This window comes from Streptomyces sp. NPDC004031, assembly GCF_053604375.1.
The window spans coordinates 1-17,857 of sequence record NZ_JBSGHL010000060.1 but is presented as its reverse complement, the minus strand read 5'-3'; the positions used below and the strand labels follow the sequence as shown (position 1 = coordinate 17,857).

Annotated in this window: 11 protein-coding genes; 8 read left to right on the top strand and 3 right to left on the bottom strand. The window is 74.7% G+C overall.

The genetic code is table 11. From position 1 onward, the window contains the following. The first annotated feature begins 119 nt into the window (after positions 1-119). The 7 genes from ACWERV_RS29720 to ACWERV_RS29690 all read left to right on the top strand — a co-directional run bounded on the left by ACWERV_RS29720 (position 120) and on the right by ACWERV_RS29690 (position 10,347). Positions 120-4,043 carry a CDP-glycerol glycerophosphotransferase family protein gene (locus ACWERV_RS29720; RefSeq protein ID WP_452938868.1) on the top strand — a complete coding sequence of 1,308 codons (3,924 nt, stop codon included), beginning with the start codon at positions 120-122 and terminating at the stop codon, positions 4,041-4,043. A 136-nt stretch (positions 4,044-4,179) separates the two neighbouring features. Further along, positions 4,180-4,581, top strand: coding sequence for a DUF2304 domain-containing protein (locus tag ACWERV_RS29715; RefSeq protein ID WP_398180966.1), 402 nt, complete (start codon positions 4,180-4,182; stop codon positions 4,579-4,581). Next, positions 4,578-5,492 carry a glycosyltransferase family 2 protein gene (locus ACWERV_RS29710; RefSeq protein ID WP_452938865.1) on the top strand — a complete coding sequence of 305 codons (915 nt, stop codon included), beginning with the start codon at positions 4,578-4,580 and terminating at the stop codon, positions 5,490-5,492. Before ACWERV_RS29715 ends, ACWERV_RS29710 begins: the two co-directional genes overlap by 4 nt. Then, positions 5,489-6,556, top strand: coding sequence for a glycosyltransferase (locus tag ACWERV_RS29705; protein ID WP_452938862.1), 1,068 nt, complete (start codon positions 5,489-5,491; stop codon positions 6,554-6,556). The genes ACWERV_RS29710 and ACWERV_RS29705 overlap by 4 nt, the downstream gene beginning before the upstream one ends. Positions 6,557-6,580: 24 nt before the next feature. Further along, positions 6,581-7,183 carry a class I SAM-dependent methyltransferase gene (locus tag ACWERV_RS29700; RefSeq protein ID WP_452938859.1) on the top strand — a complete coding sequence of 201 codons (603 nt, stop codon included), beginning with the start codon at positions 6,581-6,583 and terminating at the stop codon, positions 7,181-7,183. Beyond that, positions 7,180-8,715, top strand: a complete 1,536-nt coding sequence (locus ACWERV_RS29695) for a hypothetical protein (protein ID WP_452938856.1) — start codon at positions 7,180-7,182, stop codon at positions 8,713-8,715. Before ACWERV_RS29700 ends, ACWERV_RS29695 begins: the two co-directional genes overlap by 4 nt. Before the next feature lie 129 nt (positions 8,716-8,844). Further along, the gene (locus tag ACWERV_RS29690) at positions 8,845-10,347 is read left to right on the top strand and encodes a hypothetical protein (protein ID WP_452938853.1); all 1,503 of its coding nucleotides are present in this window, start codon (positions 8,845-8,847) and stop codon (positions 10,345-10,347) included. A 159-nt stretch (positions 10,348-10,506) separates the two neighbouring features. Here ACWERV_RS29690 and ACWERV_RS29685 read toward each other — a convergent pair whose 3' ends face one another. The 3 genes from ACWERV_RS29685 to ACWERV_RS29675 all read right to left on the bottom strand — a co-directional run bounded on the left by ACWERV_RS29685 (position 10,507) and on the right by ACWERV_RS29675 (position 17,069). Continuing rightward, positions 10,507-15,477, bottom strand: coding sequence for an NAD-glutamate dehydrogenase (locus ACWERV_RS29685; protein ID WP_452938851.1), 4,971 nt, complete (start codon positions 15,475-15,477; stop codon positions 10,507-10,509). Positions 15,478-15,762: 285 nt separating this feature from the next. After that, on the bottom strand, positions 15,763-16,416 hold the full coding sequence (locus tag ACWERV_RS29680; RefSeq protein WP_452938848.1) for an HAD family hydrolase: 654 nt from the start codon (positions 16,414-16,416) through the stop codon (positions 15,763-15,765). A 146-nt stretch (positions 16,417-16,562) separates the two neighbouring features. Further along, positions 16,563-17,069 (bottom strand): DUF6912 family protein, encoded by a 507-nt coding sequence (locus ACWERV_RS29675; RefSeq protein ID WP_452938846.1) that lies wholly within the window; start codon positions 17,067-17,069, stop codon positions 16,563-16,565. A gap of 138 nt (positions 17,070-17,207) precedes the next feature. Here ACWERV_RS29675 and ACWERV_RS29670 point away from each other — a divergent pair, with 138 nt between their 5' ends. Beyond that, positions 17,208-17,723 carry an Rv3235 family protein gene (locus tag ACWERV_RS29670; protein ID WP_398180939.1) on the top strand — a complete coding sequence of 172 codons (516 nt, stop codon included), beginning with the start codon at positions 17,208-17,210 and terminating at the stop codon, positions 17,721-17,723. The last annotated feature ends 134 nt before the right edge of the window (positions 17,724-17,857 follow it).

Sequence of the window (17,857 nt, the reverse complement as noted above, 5' to 3'; positions counted from 1 at the left end):
GTGTCGATCCGCGGGGTCGTGTCGCTCGTTCGGCCTACCTACGGTGACCGCTCAGGGCGCGGCGAGTTGAACCACACGGCATGGTCTGCCGCCGCCACTGAAAGGAGCGTTGCCGTCCCATGACGCCCCGCCTGACCGTCGTCGTGCCCGTCTACAACGTCGAGCAGTACCTGGAGGAGTGCCTGCGGTCGATCGCCGCGCAGTCGCTGGCCGCCCTCGACGTGGTGATGGTCGACGACGGGTCCACGGACGCCAGTGCGGACATCGCCCGCGCGTTCGCCGCGGGCGACTCCCGCTTCCGCCTGGTCTCCCAGGCCAACGGCGGGCTCGGCCACGCCCGCAACACCGGCGCCCGGCACGCCCACCCGGACACCGAGTACCTGACCTTCGCCGACAGCGACGACGTCCTCCCGCCGTACGCGTACGACCGGCTCACCGCGCTGCTGGACCGCTCCGGCTCGGACTTCGCGACCGGCAACGTCTACCGGCTCACCGCCGCCGGGCGCAGCCAGGCCTGGCAGCACCGCGGCATGACGAAGACCGTCAGCCGCACCCACATCACCCGCGACCTGGGCCTGCTGTCGGACCGCGTGGCCTGGAACAAGGTCTTCCGCCGCGACTTCTGGAACCGGCACCGGCTCGCCTTCCCCGAGGGCGTCCTCTACGAGGACACACCGGTGACGATCCCCGCGCACTTCCTCGCCGAGGCCGTCGACGTCTCCCACGAGCACGTGTACTACTGGCGCATCCGGGAGGGCTCGATCACCCGGCGGCGCACCGACGTCAAGGGCGTCACCGACCGCATCGCCGCCGTCGACGGTGTCTCCCGCTTCCTCGCCGACCCCGCCAACACCCGCTGGAGCAGGTACAAGCGCGACTACGACCGCTCCGTCCTCACCGACGACCTGCTCTACTTCATCGAGGCGCTGCCGATGGCGGGCCCCGACTACCGCCGGGTCTTCATGGACCGCGCGGCCGACTACCTCAGCCGGGTCGACCCCGGCCTCTTCCCCGGCCTGCCCGTCGAACTGCGGCTGCGCTGGGAGCTGATCCGCGAGGGCCGGCTCGACGACCTGCTCGACGTCCTCGCCCACGAGCAGCACGGCGGCCGCACCGTCTTCGACCTCACGGGCCCGCCGCTGCGCAAGCGCGCCGCCCTGCCGCGCCCGGACGGCACACCCGTGCCGCTGTCCCGCGCCGCGACCGCCGTCGGCCGCTCCGACCTGCCCGTCGTCGCCCGGCTGCGCGACCTGCGGTGGCGCGACGGCAAACTGGTGCTCAGCGGCTACGCCTACGTCCGCAACGCCGACGCCCGCGGCCGCCACACCCAGTTCACCACCGCGGTGGCCACCTGCGGGCGGCGCCGCCTGCTGCTGCCGCTGCGCGCGGTCCGGACGCAGGACGTCACCGACGAGCAGCGTCAGGAACGCCACTGCTACGACTGGTCCGGCTTCGAGATCACCGTCGACCCCGCGCGGCTGCGCGACCAGGGGCAGTGGAAGGCCGGGCAGTGGCGGATCGGTGTGGTGCTCGCGGGCGCCGCGGGCGTGCGCCCCGCCGCGCTGCGCGCCGCCGAGACCGGCGCCGGATCCTCTCCCGTGCCCTTCCCGCTCACCGACGACATCCGCCTCGTGCCCTGGTACAAGGACGGCCGGCTGCACCTGTCCGTCGAACCCGTCACCCGGCGCCTCACCGGCCACCGGGAGAGCCCCGACGGCACGGCGCTGCGGCTCGCGCTCGACGTCCGCGACGGCACCCTGCCGGTCTCGCTGCGGCTCGCCCAGCAGGCCGCCGGCTCCGTGCTCGACGTCCGGCTGGCGCCGGGCGAGGCGTCGGGCGGCTGGACACCGCTGACCGCCGAGGTGCCGCTCGCCCGGCTGGGCCGCGCGCGGCCCGACCTCACCGGGCTGCCCAAGGAGGTCGCGCCGGAGACGACCGCGACCTGGACCGCCGACCTCGTCTTCCCCGACGGCGGCACCGCCCGCGTCGCCCTCGACCGCCCCCTCCCCCCCGGCCACTACCCGCTGCCCGCCGACGACCGCGGCGCGGACGGCCCGGTGCCCCGCGAACTGACAGTGGAGGGCACGGCCGCCGGCAACCTCGTCCTGCGCGACCGCATCCCGCACGCCGTCGCGGACCACGTGACCCTGACCCCGGACGGCCAGCTCCTGGTCGAGGGCGACCTCCCGTCCTCCCTGACCCCGCGGCGGCAGCCGGACCCGGCGGACGAGGGCACGGAAACGGAGGCCGCCGAGCCCGGCCCGGCGGACGAGGCCGCAGAGGCGGGCGGGGCCGCGCAGGCGGGCGGGGCCGAACCCGGGCGTACAGACGCGGACGCCGGACCTGCCGAGGGTACGGAGCCCACCGCCGAACCGGCCGGAGCAGCCGCGCCCGGCGCCGAACCCGGACGCACGGACGAGGACGCCGCAGCAGCCGGACCCGGCCGTACCGACGAGGCCGCCGCACCCGGCGAGCCCGCGGAACCCGCCGCCGAGCCCGGGGCCGTACCGCAGCCCGCCGCCGAACCGGCTGCCGTGGCCGGGACCGCCGCCGACCCCGCCGCGCCCGCGGCCGCGGAATCCGTGCGGCTCGTGCTGCGGCACGGCACGTACGGCGCCGAGACCGGTGTCGGCGTCAGGAAGGAGGAGGGCGGCGCCCGGTTCGCCGCGTCCGTGGACGTCGGCGCCCTCCCGCACGCCGGACGCTGGTATCTGCACCTGCGGGCGGACGGCCGGGACACCCCCGTACGGATCGCGCCCACCGCGATGCCCGCGCTGCCGCTGGCGCGGCCGGAGGCCGAGGGTGCCCGCCCGGTGACCGTCGACCGGCGCTTCCACGACCACCTGTTCGTCGCCGCGGGCGACCCCGTACCGGCCGACGACCGGGGCCCGTACCGGCAGCGGATGCTGCGCGAGCGCCGCTACCCCGTGCTGCTGCGCCGCGAGCTGACCGAGACCGTCCTCTACAGCAGCTTCGACGGCCGCCGCTGCGACGACTCGCCGCGCGCCGTGCACGGCGAGCTGGTGCGCCGTGGGGTGGCGATGGAGCACGTGTGGGCGGTCGCCGACCGCGGTGTGCCCGTGCCGGCGGCCGCGCGCGCGGTGGTGATCGGCAGTCATGACTGGTACGAGGCGCTGGCGCGCAGCCGCTGCGTCGTCACCAACACCCATCTGCCCGCCTTCTTCCGCCGCCGCGACGGGCAGCACGTCGTGCAGACCTGGCACGGCAGCCCGGTCAAGCGCTTCGGCCAGGACCTGGCCGGCACGCTGTGCGCGGATCTCACCCACATGTGGCCGCAGCCGCGGCGCGGCGACCAGTGGAGCCTGCTGCTCTCGCCGAACGCGCAGAGCACGCCCGTGCTGCGGCGCGCGCTGGACTTCCACGGCGAGACCGCCGAGACCGGGCTGCCGCGCACCGACCTGCTCAGCGGCGAGGACCGGGAGAAGGTCGCCGAGGAGGTGCGTGCCCGGCTCGCCCTGCCGCCGGGCCGCACGGTCGTGCTGTACGCGCCGACCGTCCGCGACGACGAGGCCTACGACGCCGGGCACCAGCGGCTGCACCTGGCCGCCGACCTCGCGGCGCTGGAGGCCGAACTCGGCGACACGCACGTGCTGCTGGTGCGCGCCCACCCGCGCGTCGCCGACACCGTGCCGGCCGCGCCGGACGGCACCGGCTTCGTCCGGGACGTGTCCGGCCACCAGGACCTGGCCGAGCTGCTGCTCGCCGCCGACGTGCTGGTCACCGACTACGCCTCGCTGCTCGCGGACTTCGCGGTGACCGGCCGCCCGGTCCTGCTGCTCGCCCCGGACCTGGCGCACGTCCGGGACACCCTGCGCGGCTTCACCTTCGACTTCGAGGCGCAGGCCCCCGGCCCGCTGCTGTCGGACACCGCGGAGCTGATCGCCGCGCTGCGCGACCCGGCCGCCGCGGTCGGGCCGTACGGGGCCGCGTACGACGCCTTCCGTGCCGCCTTCTGCCATCTGGACGACGGCGGCGCCGCCGCCCGCGTGGCGGACTTGATTCTGCGCGGGCCGCGGATCTGATGAGGCGGGGCGCGGGCCGCGGAACGGCCCCGCCCCGCGGCCCGCGCCCCGCCGAACCCCCCTCCCCTCCCTCACCCCCCTGGTCTCTCATGCCCCACGCACCCCGGCACCCCTGCGATTCCTGGAGGCCGTCACCGTGCAGCTGTCCGTGATCACCTCGCTCACCGGACTGGCCCTGCTGGCCTGCATCCTGGAGCTGCTGCGCCGCCACCAGCTCAAGGAGAAGTACGCGGCCCTGTGGCTCGCGGTCGGCTCCGCGGTCGTCCCGCTCGGGCTCTTCCCGTGGATGCTGGACTCCGTCGCGGGCAGCGTCGGCATCAAGTCGGGCGTCAGCCTGGTGCTCTTCGCGGGCATCGTGCTGCTGCTCCTGGTCTGCCTGCACCTGAGCTGGGAGTCCAGCCGCCTGGAGGAGAAGACCAGGACGCTGGCCGAGGAGATCGCCCTGCTCAGGACGGAGATCGACGCCCCCGACCCGGGCCCGGCCCCCTCCCCCGCGCCCGCCCCCACGGCCGCGCAGCGCCCGGAGCGCTCCGGATGAGGTCGGGAGCGGGATTCGACGCGGGCGCCGGTCTCGGCGCCGGAACGGGCGGCGCCGCGCGCACGGACACGGCCCCGGGCACGGCGGACCCGGCGGCGGGCGCGGGGACGGCCACCGCGCCGGGCACCGCCCCTGCCGCCCCCCGCACGCCGGGCGGGACGCGCCGGGTGCTGGTCATCGTGCCCGCGTGGAACGAGGCCGCGGGGCTCGCCGCCGTCCTCAAGGAGCTGCGCACCGCGGTGCCGTGGGCGGACGTCCTGGTCGTCGACGACGGCTCGACCGACCTCACCGCCGCGACCGCCCGCAGCGCGGGCGCCATGGTGGCGCGGCTGCCGTACAACCTGGGCGTCGGCGGCGCGATGCGCACCGGCTACCGCTACGCCCTCGACCACGGCTACGACGCCGCCGTGCAGGTCGATGCCGACGGCCAGCACGACCCCGCGTACGTGCCCGCGCTGCTGGCCGCCCTGGACACCGCGGACCTCGCGGTCGGCGCGCGCTTCGCGGGCGTCGGCGACTACCAGGTGCGCGGGCCGCGGCGCTGGACGATGCGGCTGCTGTCGCTCGTGCTGTCCGCGCTCGCCGGCACCCGGCTGACCGACTCCACGTCCGGCTTCCGGGCCTGCAACGGCGACCTCATCGCCTTCTTCGCCCGCTGGTACCCGGCCGAATACCTGGGCGACACCGTCGAGAGCATGGTGGGGGCGCTGCGCCGCGGCTACCACGTGTGCCAGGTGCCGGTCGCGATGCGGCCGCGCGCGGCGGGCGCGCCCAGCCAGTCCGCGGGCCGCGCCCTGGTCTACCTCGCCCGCACCGGCCTGGTGCTGCTGCTCGCGCTGACCCGCCGGGTGCCCGCCCCGACCCGCGCCGACCTGCCCCGTATGCCGCACACCCCAGGAGCCCACCGGTGAACGGCGGCGGCGTGCGGTTCGACGTGATGATCCCGTACTACGGGGACGTCGCCCTGCTCCGGGCGGCGGTGCGCAGCGTGCAGGCGCAGGACGGGGACGACTGGCGGCTCACCGTCGTGGACGACGGGCGCGAGCCGGGCGTGCCGGAGTGGTTCGCCGGGCTCGACGACCCGCGCGTGCACTACCTGCGCAACCCCGAGAACCTCGGGGTGACCGGCAACTTCAACCGCTGCGTCGAACTGGCCCGCGCACCCTACGTCGTGCTCATGGGCTGCGACGACCTGATGCTGCCCGGCTACCTGCAGACCGTGCGGCGCGCGCTGCGCCGCTCCCCCGGCGCCGTCATGGTGCAGCCGGGCGTGCAGGTCGTGGACGCCGACGGACGGCCCTGCCGCACCCTCACCGACACCGCGAAGAAGCGGCTGTACGCGCCCGGCCGGGTGCGCCGGGCCCCCGCGCTGCTCGGCGGCGAGGACCTGGCGGTGTCGCTGCTGCGCGGCAACTGGCTCTACTTCCCCTCCGTGTGCTGGCGCACCGACGCGCTGCGCCGCCACCCCTTCCGCGCCGACCTGGGCGTGATCCAGGACCTGGCCGTCGTCCTCGACCTGCTGCTGGACGGCGGGCGGCTGGCCACCGACCCGGAGATCTGCTTCCGCTACCGGCGGCACGCGGAGAGCGCGTCCGCCGCGCAGGCCGCGACCGGCGCCCGCTTCGACGAGGCCCGCGACTTCTTCCTCGGCGCCTGCGCGCGGCTGCTCGCCCACGGGTGGCCGCGCGCCGCCCGCGCGGCCCGCCGCCACTGGTCCTCCCGGCTGCACGCCCTGACGCTGCTGCCGGCCGCCGTGTCCTCCCGCCCGGCGGCGCAGGCCCTGCTGCGGCACGCCTTCGCCCCGCGCCGGGCCCCGTGGCCGGAGGCCCCGCCGGTCCGTGCGCCGGGGGCACCCGGCGCGGACCCCGCCGGGACCGGGCCCGTACCGGAGGCGGCCCAGGCGGCCCGGCCCGGTGGGCGGGACGCCGACGGGCCGCCGGACTCCCCTCGGCCAACCCGGCCGTACCAGCTGTGACGTGAAAGGCGTGAAAGACCCGCGATGTCCGACACCACCACCCCCGACTACACCGCCCGCCTGCTGGGGCGGCGGCTGCTGCCCACCCAGGCGCCCTACCGCTGGAACCTGCGCCGGCTGCGGCTGGGCAGAACACTGGACGTCGGCTGCGGGGTGGGCCGCAACCTCCAGCACTGCCCGCCGGGCAGCGTCGGCGTCGACCACAACCCGTACTCGGTCGCCGCGGCCCGCGAACGCGGCCTGACCGCGTACACCCCCGACGAGTTCACCGCCGCGGGCTTCGTGCCCGGCGCCTTCGACGCCCTGCTGTGCGCGCATGTCCTGGAGCACCTCGACGGCGACACGGCCACCGCGCTGCTGGACGCCTACCTGCCGTACGTACGGCCCGGCGGGCGCGTCGTGCTGATCACCCCGCAGGAGGCGGGCTTCGCGAGCGACGCCACGCACGTGCGCTACGTGGGCTTCGAGGAGCTGGCCAAGGAGGCCGCGACCGCCGGGCTCGCGATCCGCCGGACGTACTCCTTCCCGCTGCCGCGGCGGGCCGGACGGATCTTCAAGTACAACGAGTTCGTGATGGTCTGCGCGGTGCCCGCAGCCCCCTCGGCGGACCGCCGGACCGCCAGGTGAGCGTCGACGCACCGCCGTCCGGGGCCCGCCGCCTGCCGCTGCCGCCGGCCGCGCTGCGGCGGGCCGCCGACCGCGTCCCGCCGCACGCCCGGCTGCCCCTCGCGGTCGCCGCGGCCTGCGAGTTCGTGCTGCTGCTGTGGTGGCTGGCCTTCTACCCGGGCCTGATGAGCTTCGACACGGTCACCTACGTCTGGCAGGTGACGACCGGTCACTGGCGCAGCGACCACTCCGTCGCCTACGACGTGCTGGTGTGGCTGTCGCTCCAGATCACCGGCGGCCTCGGCGCGCTGACCTTCCTCCAGACGGTGGTGCTGGCCGCCGGACTCGGCTACGCCTGCCACGGCCTGCGCGCCCTCGGCGTGCGCGGCCGGTGGGCGGCCCTCGCCCCGCTGGTGGTCGTGCTGATCCCGTCCACCGGCACGTTCGGCATCTTCGTGTGGAAGGACAGCGCCTACGCCATCGCCGCCGTGCTGGCCTTCGGCGCGTGCGCGCACCTGGCCGTGCGGCAGCGGCCCACGGCCCACTGGTGGATGCTGGCCGCGGCCATGACCGGCCTGTCGCTCTTCCGCAACAACGCCTACCCCGCGGTCGTCGTCGCGGGCCTGGTGCTGCTCGCCGCGATCCCGCGCTGGTGGCGCCGGATCGCCGCGGTCACGCTGATCCCGACCGCGGTCGCGCTCGGCCTGAACTTCGCCGTCTACCCGGCGATCGGCATCCAGTCACCGCGCACCAGCTCGTACTACGCCTTCAACTACGCCGACATCGCCGTCGCCTACCACCGCGCCCCGCAGTCCTTCCGCGGCTCCGACCTCGCGGTGATGCGGCAGGTCGCACCGCTCGCACACTGGTCGGGCGGCGGCGCCAACTGCGCCTGGGTCGACCCGCTCATGGCCCCGCCGTTCGACCGGCCCGCCGCCGAGCGCCTCAACGGCCGGCTGATGGGCGTGTGGAAGCACGTACTCACCCAGCGGCCCGACCTGATGATCTCCGCGCACCTGTGCCGCGGACGCATCGCCTGGGCCCTGCCCCACAACGACACCGACATCTACGTCCAGCCGCCGGTGATCCCCGCCGACCGCTTCGGCTACGCCCTCCCCGGCCACCCCATGGCCGGCAGCCGCTGGCTGCCCGCGCTGCGCACCGGCGTACCCTCCGCGACCCTGCACCGCGCGGGCGTGTGGGCCTACACCGCCGCCCGCGCACCCGAACTGACCTGGCTGCTGTGGACCGGCTCCCTGTGGTGCTGGGCGACGTACCTGATCGTGGCCCGGGTGATGCGGCGGCGCCCGCTGCGCGCCGCCCTCGCACTCGCCGCCACCACCGCGGGACTGCAGATCGCGGTGCTGGTCGCGACACCCGCGGGGCTCTTCCGCTACATGGCGGCGCCCGTGCTGCTGGGCTTCCTGTCGGTGCCGCTGCTCGCCGCGGCGCACCCCGCCGACCGGCCGCCCGCGGAACCGGTCCCGGCCTGGCGCCGCCCCTTCCGCGGCCGGTCGGCTCCCCCGCGCCCGGAGGAGGAGGCGGCGGCGTGAGGACGCGGGGGCCCGCGGCTGCGGGGCGGGGGGAAGGGACCGGGTGGGGTCGGTGGGACCGGTGGTGACGGGGACGGCGGGGGACGGGACCGGGTGGGGAGCAGCGGTGACGGGCGCGGGGTGGGGCCGGTGGTGACGGGGACGGCGCGGGTCACGGTCGCACCGCGCGTGCGGGCGTGGCGGCCGTCGCCGTACGCGGTGGCCGGGAGCGCGTTCTGGCTGCTGATCGCCGTGGTGGCCTGGCACACCCCGGTGATGTCGGACTTCGGGCAGCACGCCTCCGCCGTCCAGCGCGTCCGGGACGACCCGTGGCACCCGGCGAACCCGCTGCTGGACGAATCCGGCGCCGGGAGCCCGTACTACTCGCCGTACATCGTCGCGCTGGGGCTGGCCGCCCGGCTGACCGGGGCCGCCGGGTGGGAGGCCGTGCGCTGGGCCGGGCCGCTCAACCTCGCGGTGCTCGTCACGGGTGTCGGCGCCTACGCCCGCACGCTGAGCACGCGCCGCCTCGCACCGGTGTACGCGCTGCTCGCCTTCACGCTGCTGTGGGGGGTGCGGGGCAAGGAGTGGAGCGGCTTCTGCGGGGTGTGGTCGCTGACCCGCGGGGCCTCGTACCCGAGCACCTTCGCCGTCGGGGTGACCTTCCTGCTGTGGGCCTGGACCGACCGGCTGGCCCGGCGCGGAGGCTCGTGGTGGCAGCACGCGGGGCTCGGGGCGGCGGGCGGGGCGCTGCTGCTGATCCACCCGATCACCGCGCTGGGCGCCGCCGTCGGCATCGCGGCGACGGTGGCGGGGCGGCAGCGCGGGCGGTCCCGCACGGTGTGGCTGCGCTGGGCCCTCACCGCGGCGGCGGGCGTCGCGGCAGCGGCGGCCTGGCCGTACTTCGACGTCTTCGCGCTGGCCGGTGACACCACCGTGGACGCGGTGCACCGCCGCCTCTACACCCACCCCTGGCAGTGGTACGGCCTCGCCCTGGCCGGGCTCCCGGCGCTGGCCCTGCGGGTGCGGCGGCGGCCGCGCGACCCGCTGGTGCTGATGTTCGCCGCCGACGCCCTCCTCGCCGGATACGGGTGGGTGAGCGGGCACTACACCTACGGGCGGGTCATCGGGCTGCTGCTCGTGCCGCCGCAGTTCGCGCTCGCGGTGGAGCTGGCGGCCGTACCGCCGTGGACCCGGCTGCGCGCGGTGCTCGCGCCGCTGGCCGCGGTGGCGCTGGGCTTCGCGCTCTTCGCCCAGGTCGGCGCGGTGGTGCCGCAGCGCTGGCTGCCCGCCGCGACCCCGCACCCGGCGCGCTGGCCGGACTACCGCTGGGTCGCGGACCGGGTGCCAGCGGGCGGCACCGTCCTGACGGACGACAACGTGCCGCTGCACGTGCTGCCCGCCTACGGCCTCTTCCTGGCCGCCCCGACATGGCCCGACCCGTCGACCCCGGCCGCCGAGCGCGCCCGCCGCTGGGCCGACGTCCGGACGTACTTCGCCCGCGGCACCTCACCCGCGCGCCGCTCGGCCATCGCCCGCCGCTACGGCGCGCGGTGGCTGCTGCTGCCCGCGGACCGCCCGTCCCCGCGCGGCGTCACCCTGGTCGCCGTCTCCCCGCACACGGGCGAGCGTCTCTTCCGCCTCGGACCGTAGGGCCGGTGGCCCGGCGGGGGGCCGGGGCCGTGGGGCCCGGCCGTGGGACCGGGGCGGGGTCCGGGCGGGAGCCCGGGGCCGGCTGCGGGGCCTGCTCAGGTTCCGGCGGGGGGCCGTGGGGGCGCCGGGCCGTACCGGCGCCCCCACGGCCCGGCCGGCTCAGCGGTGCGTGCGCAGCAGCGTCCGGAAGGTGCGCATCGCCACCGACAGGCTCGCCAGGTCGAACTCCTCGGCGCCCTGGATCTCCTCCAGCGTCGTCCGCGCCCGGCCGATCAGACCGGAGTTCTGGTCCTCCCAGGCCTGGTAGCGCTGCTCGGGTGTCGCCACGTCGTCCCCGGCGGACAGCACGTCGGCGGTCAGCGCCGCGTGCGCCGCGAAGAGGTCCTCACGGATGGCGGCGCGGGCCATCGACTGCCAGCGGTCGGACCGGGGCAGCAGGATGATCCGGTCGAGCAGCTGGGTGATCTGCAGCCGGTCGGCGAGGTCGAAGTAGACCTCCGCGACGTCCAGCGGCTCCTTGCCGCTGCGGTGCGCGACCTCCACGATGTCCAGCGCCGGGAAGGCCGAGGAGAGCCCGGCGACCCGGGTGGCCAGGTCCTCCGGCACCCCGCTGCCGGTCATCTCGCCGTGCACGGTGTCGAACCACTCCAGGTCGGCGCCGCGCAGCAGCTTCGGCAACTGCGACCAGACCGCGGCCACCCCGTCCTCGAAGTGGTCGATGGTCTCGGCGATCTGCAGGGGCTGCAGCCGGTTGTTGAGCAGCCAGCGGGTGGCGCGCTCGACCAGCCGCCGCGAGTGCAGCCGGATCCGGGTCTGCACGTCGGCGGTCACCTGGTTGTCCAGCGCCTCGACGTCGTCCCAGATCCCGCCGAGGCCGAAGATCGTCCGGGCCGCGGTGTGCGCCCGCACGATCTCCTCGGTGGTCGCGCCGATCTCCTCCCGGAAGCGGTGCAGGAAGGTCGTACCGGCGGTGTTGATCGTGTCGTTGACCAGCAGCGTGGTGATGATCTCGCGGTGCAGCGCGTGGGCGTCGATCTGCGCGGCGAAGCGTTCGCGCAGCGGCACGGGGAAGTACGCGTGCAGCAGCCCGCGCAGATACGGGTCGTCGGGCAGGCCCGTGCCGATCAGCTCGTCGGCCGTGGTGATCTTGGCGTAGGCGAGGACCACCGCCATCTCCGGCTCGCTCAGGCCCTGTCCGGCGCCCGCCCGCTCGCGGATCTGCCGGTCGGTGGGCAGGAACTCCAGCGCCCGGTCCAGGTGGCCGTCACGCACCAGCCGCCGGATGAACCGCTGGTGCGCCTGGAGCAGGCTGCCGGCCTGCGCCATGCTGTTGCCGAGCGCGACGTTCTGCGCGTAGTTGTTGCGCAGCACCAGGTTGCCGACCTCGTGCGTCATCTCCGCCAGCAGCGTGTTGCGCTGCTTGACCGTCAGATCGCCGTCGGTGACCAGACCGTTGAGCAGGATCTTGATGTTGACCTCGTGGTCGGAGGCGTCCACGCCGGCGCTGTTGTCGATCGCGTCGGTGTCGATCCGCCCGCCGGTGCCCTCCGGGCCGCCGGAGCGGGCGAACTCGATCCGGCCCAGCTGGGTGAAGCCCAGGTTGCCGCCCTCGCCGACCACCTTGACGCGCAGATCCGTGCCGTCGATGCGGATCGCGTCGTTGGCCTTGTCGCCGACGTCGAGCTGGCTCTCGGTGGAGGCCTTGACGTACGTGCCGATGCCGCCGTTCCACAACAGGTCCACGGGGGCCTGGAGGATCGCCTTCATCAGCTCGGCCGGGGTGAGCTTGGCCGGGCCCGGTCCCTTCTCGATCCCGAGGGCCGCCCGGACCGCCGCGCTGACCGGGATGGACTTGGCCGTGCGCGGATAGACGCCGCCGCCGGTCGAGATGACCGAGGTGTCGTAGTCGGCCCAGCTGGAGCGGGGCAGCTCGAACAGCCGGCGCCGCTCGGCGTAGGAGGTGGCGGCGTCCGGGTCGGGGTCCAGGAAGATGTGCCGGTGGTCGAAGGCGGCGACCAGCCGGATGTGCTCCGACAGCAGCATGCCGTTGCCGAACACGTCACCGGACATGTCGCCGATGCCGACGACCGTGAAGTCCTCCTCCTGGGTGTTGACGCCCATCTCCCGGAAGTGCCGCTTGACCGACTCCCAGGCACCGGAGGAGGTGATGGCCATCTTCTTGTGGTCGTAGCCGACCGAGCCGCCGGAGGCGAAGGCGTCGCCGAGCCAGAAGCCGTAGGAGATCGCGACCTCGTTGGCGATGTCGGAGAAGGACGCGGTGCCCTTGTCGGCGGCCACCACCAGGTAGGTGTCGTCGCCGTCGTGCCGCACCACGTTCTGCGGGGGGACGACCTCGCCGGCCACCAGGTTGTCGGTGATGTCGAGCAGGCCGGAGATGAAGGTCTTGTAGCAGTCGATGCCCTCGGCGAGCCATGCGTCGCGGTCGGCGGCCGGGTCGGGCAGCCGCTTGCCGACGAAGCCGCCCTTGGCGCCGACCGGCACGATGACCGTGTTCTTCACCATCTGCGCCTTGACCAGGCCCAGCACCTCGGTGCGGAAGTCCTCCCGGCGGTCGGACCAGCGCAGGCCGCCGCGCGCGACCTTGCCGAAGCGCAGGTGCACGCCCTCCACCCGCGGGGAGTACACCCAGATCTCGTACGCGGGCCGGGGCGCGGGCAGTTCGGGGATGGCCTGCGGGTCGAACTTCATCGACAGGTAGCGGTGCGGCTGCCCGTCCTCGGCGCGCTGGAAGTAGTTGGTGCGCAGCGTCGCCTTGATCAGGCTGAGGAAGGAGCGCAGGATGCGGTCCTCGTCGAGGCTCGCGACCTGGTCGAGCGCGCCGTCCAGCTCCTCCAGGATGCCGTCGGTGAGTTCGCTGCCGGCCCGCTGGTGGTCGGGTGACAGCCGCGCCTGGAAGAGGTTGACCAGCAGCCGGGTGGTGTGGACGTTGGTGCGGAGGGTGTCCTCCATGTAGTCCTGGCTGAAGGTGGACCCGGCCTGCCGCAGGTACTTGGCGTAGGCGCGCAGCACCATCGCCTGCCGCCAGTCCAGACCCGCGCGCAGCACCAGGGAGTTGAAGCCGTCGTTCTCCGCGCGGTCGGTCCAGGCCGCGGCGAAGGCCTCCTGGAAGCGCTCGCGGGCGTCCTCCCCGAGGTCGCCGAGCGCGGGGTCGAGCCGCAGCCCGAAGTCGTAGACCCACACCCGGGAGCCGTCGGAGCGGCGCAGCGCGTAGGGGCGTTCGTCGACGACCTCGACGCCGAGCCGCTGGAGCACCGGCAGCACCGCGGACAGCGACACCGGCGCCCCGGTGCGGTAGATCTTGAAGCGGCGCTCCTCGGGAGCGGCGCCCACCGGCTCGTACAGGCTGAGGGTGAAGTCGTCCTCGCCGAGGTGCTCGAAGTGCTGGAGGTCGGCGACGGCCACCCGCGGCGGGAAGTCGGCGCGGTAGCCGTCGGGGAAGGCCTGCCCGTAGCGGCGCAGCAGCTCGGCCGCCCGCTCCTCGCCGCACTCGGCCGTCAGCGCCTCGGCGAAGCCGTCGGACCACGACCGGGTGGCCTCCGACAGCCGGTTCTCGATGTGCTCGACGTCGGAGTCGGTCAGCTCGCGCAGCGAGCCGCCGGGATCGATACGGATCACGAAGTGCAGCCGGGAGAGCACCGATTCGGTGTTCCAGGCGGTGAAGTCGACGCTGTGGCCGCCCAGTTCCTCCTGGAGGATGTTCGTCAGCCGCAGCCGCACCGCGGTGGTGTAGCGGTCCCGCGGCAGGTAGACCAGCGCGGAGAAGTAGCGGCCGTACTCGTCCTGCCGCAGGAACAGCCGGAGTTTGCGGCGCTCCTGGAGGTAGAGCACGCTGGTGGCGATGGACTGGAGCGTCTCGGCGGGGGTCTGGAACAGCTCGTCGCGCGGGTAGGTCTCCAGGATCTGGAGCAGGTCGCGGCCGTCGTGGCTGTCGGCGGAGAAGCCGGCGCCCGCGAGCACCTCCTCGACCTTGCGGCGGACCACCGGCACCCGCCGTACCGACTCGGTGTAGGCGGCCGACGAGAAGAGCCCCAGGAAGCGCCGCTCGCCGATGACGTTGCCCTCGGCGTCGAACTTCTTCACGCCGACGTAGTCCAGGTAGGACGGGCGGTGCACCGTGGAGCGGCTGTTGGCCTTGGTCAGGATGAGCAGCTTGTGCTCCCTGGCCTTGGCCCGCGCGTCGGCCGGCAGCCTGCTGAACGAGGGCGAGTTGGGGTGCCCCGGGTGGCCGGGGTGGGTGCTGTCGGCCCGCGGGTGCTGCGGGTCGGAGCGCAGGATGCCCAGGCCCGTCCCCGGCACGGCGACCAGCACGTCCTCGCTGCCGCCGTCCTCGCCGGATTCGGTGATCAGCTCGTACTCGCGGAAGCCGAGGTAGGTGAAGTGGTCGCCGTCGAGCCAGCGCAGCAGCTCCAGGGCGTCGTCGATCTCCCGCTGCGGCAGCGGCGGCGGGCTCGCCGCCAGCTCGTCGGCGATGGACTGCGCGGCCTGCCGCATCTTGGCCCAGTCCTCGACGGACTCCCGCACGTCGGACAGCACCCGACGGAGGTCGGCGGTGATCTCCTGGAGGTCGGCCCGGTCGGTCTCACGGTCGATCTCGACATGGATCCAGGACTCGACCAGCGCGTCGTGCGGCAGCGCCCCGCTGTCCGGCTCCGTGCCGGCGGGCAGGATCTCCAGCAGCTTGCCCGTCAGGTCCCGGCGGACGGTGAACTGCGGGTGGACCACCACGTGGATCGCCCGGTTGGCCTGCGTCAGCGCGTTGGTCACCGAGTCCACGAGGAAGGGCATGTCGTCGGTGACGACCTCGACGACGGTGTGGCTGCACTGCCACCCGTTCTCCTCCACCGTGGGGGTGTGCACCCGGACGTTGGCGGTGCCCTGCGGGCGTACCTCGGCGAGCCGGTAGTGCGACAGCGCCGCCCCGAAGATGTCGTCCGGATCGCGGTCGACCAGGTCTTCCGGTGCGCTGTGCAGGTAGTACCGCTGGAGGAACGCGCTCAGGGCCTCCGCGTCGAGTCCCTGGCCGGGCAGCCTCCCCTGCTGGCTGTGCTCACCGACCTGCGCCGCCTGCGCCAGCCGTTCGGCCTTGGTTTCGTCCAGCTTGCTCTGCATGTCTTCTGACTCCTGTCGCGCGCCATTGCGTGACGTCGGTTGATGGCACGACGTACCGGTACGCGGGGTTTCCGCTACGGGACGACGCTATGCCGGGAAAGGGGTCAGTCGTGCGCGTCGGCACGAACCCGCCCCTGGAGAACGGATCACCAGTGATCACGGCGTCCAGGCTATCGCTCCGCCCGGGAGGGCTGTCAGGCGACGTCTTCGTACAAATGCACCGGCCACCTTTGGCCCCGATGGACAGAATGCCGCCGCGATCGGGCCCCGACCTGCGGCGATCCGTCAGGACGCTATTCGCTCGGCCTGCTCGACCGCCTCGGCCAGGCTGTCCACCACCGGCACCCCGGCCGCTTCCAGAGCCGCTCTGCTGTGCGAACCCCCGGTGTAGAGCACGGCGCGCACTCCGGCGTGCGCGGCGGCGGCCGCGTCGTCCAGGGCGTCGCCGATGACCACGACCCGGCGCGGGTCGATGTCGCCGAGCGAGCTGACGTGGCGGACCATCTGCTCGGACTTTCCGGCCGTCGAGGCGTCCTTGCGGCCGTCGACCCGCACGAAGCGCTCGGTGATGCCGTGCGAGGCCACGAACGGGACCAGTTCGGCGTGCGGCGCGAGCGAGCACAGCGACTGCGTCAGCCCCGCCGCCTGCCGCGCGGCGAGCAGGTCGGCGGCGCCCTCGGCGAGGCCGCAGGACTGCGCCAGCCGCCAGTAGTGCCGGTGGAAGGCGCTGTCCATGACCTCCCACTCGGCGTCCGAGGGCAGCCGGCCGGTCAGCCGCTCGTAGAACCGGGGCACGGGCACGCAGTACAGCTCGCGGTAGCGGTCGAGGGTGATCGGGGGCAGTCCGATCTCGGCGAAGGAGGCGTTGGTGGCCTCGATCACCGCGTCGATGTCGTGGAGGAGGGTCCCGTTCCAGTCCCATACGAGATGCGTGCTCATGGAAGGAACCGTACTCGCGTGAGCCCCCACCGGGTCTCACGGCCTGTGGATAACTCCACCCGCAGTGCGACATTCCGAACACCCGACAGGCGCACGGTCGGACCGTACGCACATACGGGTGATGGGCCGACCGGTGGACCCGCGGTTCACCCGATCAGGTTGGGGATTTCCTGCGTCGCGTACCAGAGCAGCTCGTGGTCCTCGGCGCCGTCCACCGTGAACTGCGCGTCGTCGTCCCCCGCGTCGGCGGCGCCCAGCGCGGCCGCGGCCGCGGACACGTCGCCCTCGGCCTCGTCGGAGTCCAGGTGGACGGCGGCCGCGTCGGACAGCGGCACCGGGCGGCTCAGCCGCACCTCGCCCAGCGCGGACGGGTCCAGCCCCCGGTCGGGGTCGAAGCGCACGGCGGCGTCGGGCACGTCCACCGCGACGACCGTGCGGCGTCGTGGCAGGTCGGGCTGGACGGCCAGCAGCCGCAGGGACGCCTGGGCGGCCCGGGACAGCGCCGCGTACTCCAGTTCCTCTATGTCGTCGGAGACGTACCACTCGCGCAGACTCGGCGTCACGGCGAAGGCGTCGATCGGCGCGGGCCCCACCTCGCCCGCCTTGTACGCCTCGGCAAGTCCCGCAATGGTCGTCGGAATATAGACGCGCATGGCGTGAAGCATACGTGCGCAACCAGCCTCACAGGTGAATTCCGCGGCGGCCTCGCACAGCGCCCGACGCGTTTGCCCATCCGCCGGGGCGCCCCCTAGAACCGGACTACCAGCCAGTAACGATCTTGGGGAGCCACCGTGCCGCAGCCACCGCACCAGCCCGCCGCCTCCGCCCCGCTTCCCGCCGCCGGCGCGCCGCCCCGCAGGCCGCGGGGCGCGGGCGCGGCCCCGCCCGGCCGCCGGGACCCGCGCCGCCCCGGCGGGCGGCCGCCCGCGGGCCGGGTGCCGGGCGGGGTGCTGCGCCCGCAGTCGCCGCACGACTGGTTCGCCGGCCGGCTGCTGGACGTCCTGACCGGGCGGCAGCCGCTGACGATGCTGGCCGGAAAGGTGCGCGACGAGGCGTACCAGCGGCTGTGGGAGCTGCACGCCCGGCGCGCGGACTGGCGCCCGCGCGGTGCCCGCGGCCGTACCCCATTCGTGTACCGCTGCCACCCCTTCCGCACGGCCGGCGGGGCGCTGGAGGTCTGCGCGGTGGTGTGCCTGGGCCAGGACGTCTTCCGCGCGCTGGCCTTCCGGCTGGAGGCCGGCGGCCCGGACGCCGCCACCGGCTACGGGCCCGAGCGCTGGCGCTGCACCGCCGTGGAGGCGGCCTGACGCGGCCCGGGGCCGGGGCGCCCTGGACGCGCGGACAGGCTCGCGCAGATCGGCGAAGTGGCGCAGGAGGGCGTCCAGCGGGGCGGGGGACGCGGGAGGTTCGGCGGGGGAAACGGTCGAGGTCATCGGACGTC

Excerpts from the sequence above, each read along its gene's own strand:
- ACWERV_RS29720 (WP_452938868.1), top strand. The coding sequence starts at position 120 with ATGACGCCCCGCCTGACCGTCGTCGTGCCCGTCTACAACGTCGAGCAG.
- ACWERV_RS29710 (WP_452938865.1), top strand. The coding sequence starts at position 4,578 with ATGAGGTCGGGAGCGGGATTCGACGCGGGCGCCGGTCTCGGCGCCGGA.
- ACWERV_RS29700 (WP_452938859.1), top strand. The coding sequence starts at position 6,581 with ATGTCCGACACCACCACCCCCGACTACACCGCCCGCCTGCTGGGGCGG.
- ACWERV_RS29685 (WP_452938851.1), bottom strand. The coding sequence starts at position 15,477 with ATGCAGAGCAAGCTGGACGAAACCAAGGCCGAACGGCTGGCGCAGGCG.
- ACWERV_RS29680 (WP_452938848.1), bottom strand. The coding sequence starts at position 16,416 with ATGAGCACGCATCTCGTATGGGACTGGAACGGGACCCTCCTCCACGAC.
- ACWERV_RS29675 (WP_452938846.1), bottom strand. The coding sequence starts at position 17,069 with ATGCGCGTCTATATTCCGACGACCATTGCGGGACTTGCCGAGGCGTAC.